Here is a 5,038-nt window from a genome sequence, read left to right on the forward strand (position 1 = left end):
CCACCGAGGCCGCGTTGCACGCGGGAGTGCGGGTCCGGGACACGCTGGCCGCCGTCGAGGCGATCAGTGCGGCCGGTGGGCGCGCGGTCGTGATGACGTATTGGAATCCGGTGCTGCGGTACGGGGTCGACGCGTTCGCGCGGGATCTCGCGTCGGCCGGGGGACAGGGCCTGATCACCCCGGACCTCATCCCCGACGAAGCGGGGCCGTGGCTGGCGGCCGCCGAGGAGCATCGGCTGGATCGGATTTTCCTGGTGGCGCCGTCCTCGACACCGCAACGGCTGGCGATGACCGTCGAGGCGTCGCGGGGATTCGTCTACGCTGCTTCCACGATGGGGGTAACCGGAGCGCGGGACGCGGTGTCGCAGGCCGCACCCGAACTGGTGGCACGGGTGAAGGCCGTGTCGGACATACCGGTCGGCGTCGGCCTCGGCGTGCGGTCGCGAGAGCAGGCGGCGCAGATCGCCGACTACGCCGACGGGGTGATCGTCGGGTCCGCGCTGGTGTCGGCGCTTGGTGACGGTGGGTTGCCCGCGCTGCGCGCGCTCACCGAGGAGCTGGCCGCCGGTGTGCGGCAGAGGGCGTCCGGCCGATGACGATGTTGCCGAAGTATTTCCCGAGCCCGCACCAAGGTGTCTGGCACCTGGGGCCGCTGCCGATTCGCGCCTACGCGCTGTTCATCATCACCGGCATCGTGGTGGCCCTGCTGATCGGCGACCGGCGCTGGGAGGCCCGCGGCGGCCAGCGCGGGGTCATCTACGACATCGCCCTGTGGGTCGTGCCGTTCGGATTGGTGGGCGGCCGGCTGTATCACCTGGCCACCGACTGGCGGACCTATTGGGGGCCCGGTGGAGCGGGGCTCGGTGCGGCGGTGCGGATTTGGGACGGCGGCCTGGGCATCTGGGGCGCGGTGGCGCTCGGCGGTGTCGGCGCCTGGATCGGTTGCCGGCGGCACGGCATCCCGCTGCCGGCCTTCGCCGACGCGATTGCGCCGGGCATCATCCTGGCGCAGGCCATCGGCCGGCTCGGGAACTATTTCAACCAGGAGCTCTACGGCCGGGAAACCACGCTGCCGTGGGGCCTGGAGATCTTCTACCGCCGGGACCCCTCGGGGTACGTCGACCCCCATTCGTTGGACGGTGTCTCCACGGGCCAGGTGGCGCTGGTCGTGCAGCCGACGTTTCTCTACGAATTGATCTGGAACGTCTTGGTTTTCGCCTTCCTGCTCTACGCGGACCGGCGGTTCACGCTGGGCCACGGGCGGCTGTTCGCGCTGTATGTGGCCAGCTACTGCATCGGGCGCTTCGGTGTGGAGCTGCTGCGCGACGACACCGCCACCCACATCGCGGGTATCCGGATCAACTCGTTCACATCGACTTTCGTGTTCATCGGCGCGGTGGTGTACATCATGGTGGCGCCGAAGGGGCGGGAGGCACCCGAGAGCCTGCGCGGCACCGACCACACCGCCGCGGAATCCCCGGCGGAGGTGCCGGCGGACGAGTCACCGACCGTCGTCTCGGCCGAGGCAGCGACCGCGGCGGTCGCGGCGGGTGCCGGCGGTGACGACGATGAACCCGCCGAGCCGGCGGAAAACGGCGAGGCTGCCCACGTAGACGAGCCCGAGACGGTCAAAGCGGAGGCTGCCGAAGAGCCCGGAGAGGCCGAGGAGCCGGAAGCGCAAGAGCCCGAAGCGGACGAGGCCGAGGGCGCAGCCGAAGAGGGTCAGCTCGACGAACCAGAGGCGGAAGTCGAGGAAGAGCCCGACGCCGATGAGTCCGAGGGCGACAAACCGGAGGCCGAAGAGCCCGAACCCGAGGCGGGCGATGAATCCGAGCCAGAGGCGGCACAGGACTCGGCCGAACCGGCTTCGGCCGCCGAGCCGTACAAGTCACCACGCAGCCGCTGGAGGCTGCGAAGGAACCGGCCATCGAACAGCTAGTGGCCGGCTGCGTCTGGCATGCTGAGAATGTGACGCAACCGCATTCAGCTGGACAAGCGGTGGAACGGCGTCACGGCCCGCGCCGATACGCCGCCGCCGCCGGAACCGCGTTGGCGCTGGGCGGCGCGCTCGGCTACATCGGCCTGGTCGACCCGCACAACAGCAATTCGGTGTATCCGCTGTGCCCCTTCAAATGGCTCACCGGATGGAACTGCCCGTTCTGCGGTGGCCTGCGGATGACCAACGACCTGCTCCACGGCCACCTGGCCGCCGCCGTCAACGACAACGTTCTCCTGCTGTTCGGCATCCCGATGCTGGCCGGCTGGCTGCTGGTCCGCCGTGGTCGCGGCAAGCCGGCGCCGTCAACGGCGGCCTGGCTGACGATGGTGCTGGCTGTCATCGCGTGGACGGTGGTGCGTAACCTGCCCGGCTTCCCGCTGTTTCCGGCGATTCAGAGTGGTTAACGCGTCCGCCGCGCGAACGCCGTTCGGTCGGACCGGGCTGCTCTCACGCGACTATGCTGTGTCGGCGTGAGTAGACGCGGAAAGATCGTCTGCACCCTTGGCCCTGCGACGAATTCGGACGAGCTGATTCTGGCGCTGGTCGAGGCCGGAATGGACGTCGCCCGGTTGAACTTCAGTCACGGCGACTACTCCGACCACAAGGCCGCCTACGAGCGTGTGCGGGCCGCCTCCGACACCACGGGCCGCGCGGTTGGGGTGCTCGCCGACCTGCAGGGCCCGAAGATCCGGCTGGGGCGGTTCGCGACCGGGTCCACGTACTGGGCCGACGGCGAAACCGTGTGCATCACCGTCGCGGACTGCGAAGGCACCCACGACCGCGTGTCGACCACTTACAAGAAGCTGGCCGCGGACGCGACGGTCGGGGATCGGGTGCTGGTCGACGATGGCAAGGTCGGCCTGGTCGTCGAGCGCATCGAGGGCGACGACGTCATCTGCACCGTGGAAGAGGGCGGCCCTGTCAGCAACAACAAGGGCATCTCGCTGCCCGGCATGAACGTGTCCGCACCGGCCTTGTCCGAGAAGGACATCGAGGACCTGACGTTCGCGCTGGATCTCGGCGTCGACCTGGTGGCGTTGTCGTTCGTGCGCTCGCCGTCCGACGTCGAGTTGGTGCACGAGGTGATGGACCGGATCGGGCGGCGGGTGCCGGTGATCGCCAAACTGGAAAAGCCGGAAGCCGTCGACAATCTGGAAGCGATCGTGCTGGCCTTCGACGCCGTCATGGTGGCCCGCGGCGACCTCGGCGTCGAGTTGCCGCTCGAAGAGGTGCCGCTGGTGCAGAAGCGCGCCATCCAGATGGCCCGGGAGAACGCCAAACCCGTCATCGTGGCGACGCAGATGCTCGACTCCATGATCGAGAACTCGCGGCCCACGCGGGCCGAGGCCTCCGACGTCGCCAACGCGGTGCTCGACGGCGCCGACGCGGTGATGTTGTCGGGCGAGACGTCGGTGGGGAAGTATCCGCTGGCTGCCGTCCGGACCATGGCCCGGATCATCTGTGCCGTCGAGGACAATTCGACCGCCGCTCCGCCGCTGACGCACGTGCCACGCACCAAGCGCGGGGTGATCTCGTACGCCGCCCGCGACATCGGCGAGCGGCTCGACGCCAAGGCGCTGGTCGCCTTCACCCAGTCCGGCGACACCGTCAAGCGGCTGGCGCGACTGCACACCCCGCTGCCGCTGCTGGCCTTCACCGCGTGGCCCGAGGTGCGCAGCCAACTCGCCATGACCTGGGGCACCGAGACGTTCATCGTCCCGATGATGACCTCGACCGACGGCATGATCCGCCAGGTCGACAAGTCGCTGCTCGACCTCGGCCGCTACAAGCGCGGTGACCTGGTGGTCATCGTCGCCGGTGCGCCACCTGGCACAGTGGGTTCGACCAACCTGATCCATGTGCACCGGATCGGGGAGGACGACGTTTAGCGCAACGACCCATGGGACCCCGGTAGGAGACGCCGCCATCAGCACCAATTCGGATTTCGAGGAACTGCTGGCGACGCTCGACCTCAACCGCGTCACCGACGAGCGTTTTGTCGGGTCTCATCCCAGCAAGAACCCCATGCGGACCTTCGGCGGCCAGCTCATGGCCCAGTCGTTCGTCGCGAGCAGCCGCACGCTGGTCCGCGACGACCTGCCGCCCAGCGCGCTATCCGTGCACTTCGTCAACGGCGGCGACACCGCCAAGGACATCGAGTTCCACGTCACCAAGCTGCGTGACGAGCGGCGCTTCGCCAATCGGCGCGTCGACGCCGTGCAGGACGGCGTGCTGTTGTCCTCGGCGATGGTCTCCTACATGTCCGGCGGCCGCGGCCTCGAACACGCCGTCGACCCGCCGCAGGTGGGTGAGCCCGAAACGCAGCCGCCGATCGGCGAGCTGCTCCGCGGTTACGAGGAGACCGTCCCGCACTTCGTCAACGCTCTGCAGCCGATCGAATGGCGCTACACCAACGACCCGGCCTGGGTGATGCGCGAGAAGGGCGACCGGCTGCCCTACAACCGGGTCTGGATGAAGGCCGGCGGCACCATGCCGGACGACCCGGTCCTGCACACCGCGACCATGGTGTACTCCTCGGACACCACGGTGCTGGACTCGGTGATCACCACCCACGGCCTGTCGTGGGGGTTCGACCGCATCTTCGCCGCCTCCGCCAACCATTCCGTGTGGTTTCACCGGCAGGTCAACTTCGACGACTGGGTGCTGTATTCGACGTCGTCGCCCGTGGCCGCGGAGTCGCGCGGGCTCGGCACCGGCCACTTCTTCGACCGCTCCGGGCAGGTCCTCGCCACGGTGGTCCAAGAAGGGGTGCTGAAATACTTTCCGCCCGCCCGCCGATAGACCGGGCGGGATACCCGCAGGACGTCGCCGCGGATTCGGCCCAGATGGGGCCAGATCGGGCGTAAGTTCGTGGCAGCCGGGTACTCGGTGCAGAGGCGGCGATCAGCCGCCCAGCTGGAATGTCAGCGCATCGGGAGGTGGTTGTGAGCGGGCCCTTGGTCGAGGTCTCAGCGAAGCCCCGCGCGCGCGAGCGCGTCGTCGTCTCGGTCGATTCGCGGGCAGCCCGGTTGATCGGTG

General features: G+C 68.8%; 5 protein-coding genes. All 5 read left to right on the forward strand.

Annotated features, from left to right (window positions below):
• Positions 1-596 (forward strand): tryptophan synthase subunit alpha (gene trpA / locus A9X04_RS12025; protein ID WP_067920571.1); only part of this gene is annotated, 596 nt, incomplete at its 5' end.
• Positions 593-1,939, forward strand: a complete 1,347-nt coding sequence (locus A9X04_RS12030; protein WP_067920573.1) for a prolipoprotein diacylglyceryl transferase — start codon at positions 593-595, stop codon at positions 1,937-1,939. The genes trpA and A9X04_RS12030, both read left to right, overlap by 4 nt.
• 29 nt (positions 1,940-1,968) lie before the next feature.
• Positions 1,969-2,403, forward strand: coding sequence for a DUF2752 domain-containing protein (locus tag A9X04_RS12035; RefSeq protein ID WP_082974965.1), 435 nt, complete (start codon positions 1,969-1,971; stop codon positions 2,401-2,403).
• 66 nt (positions 2,404-2,469) lie between these two features.
• On the forward strand, positions 2,470-3,888 hold the full coding sequence (gene pyk / locus A9X04_RS12040) for a pyruvate kinase (protein ID WP_067920576.1): 1,419 nt from the start codon (positions 2,470-2,472) through the stop codon (positions 3,886-3,888).
• On the forward strand, positions 3,857-4,801 hold the full coding sequence (locus tag A9X04_RS12045; RefSeq protein ID WP_197509147.1) for an acyl-CoA thioesterase II: 945 nt from the start codon (positions 3,857-3,859) through the stop codon (positions 4,799-4,801). Before pyk ends, A9X04_RS12045 begins: the two co-directional genes overlap by 32 nt.
• Positions 4,802-5,038 lie beyond the last annotated feature (237 nt).

This window comes from Mycobacterium sp. E3247, from assembly GCF_001667785.1.
In the GTDB taxonomy this organism is placed as follows: domain Bacteria; phylum Actinomycetota; class Actinomycetes; order Mycobacteriales; family Mycobacteriaceae; genus Mycobacterium.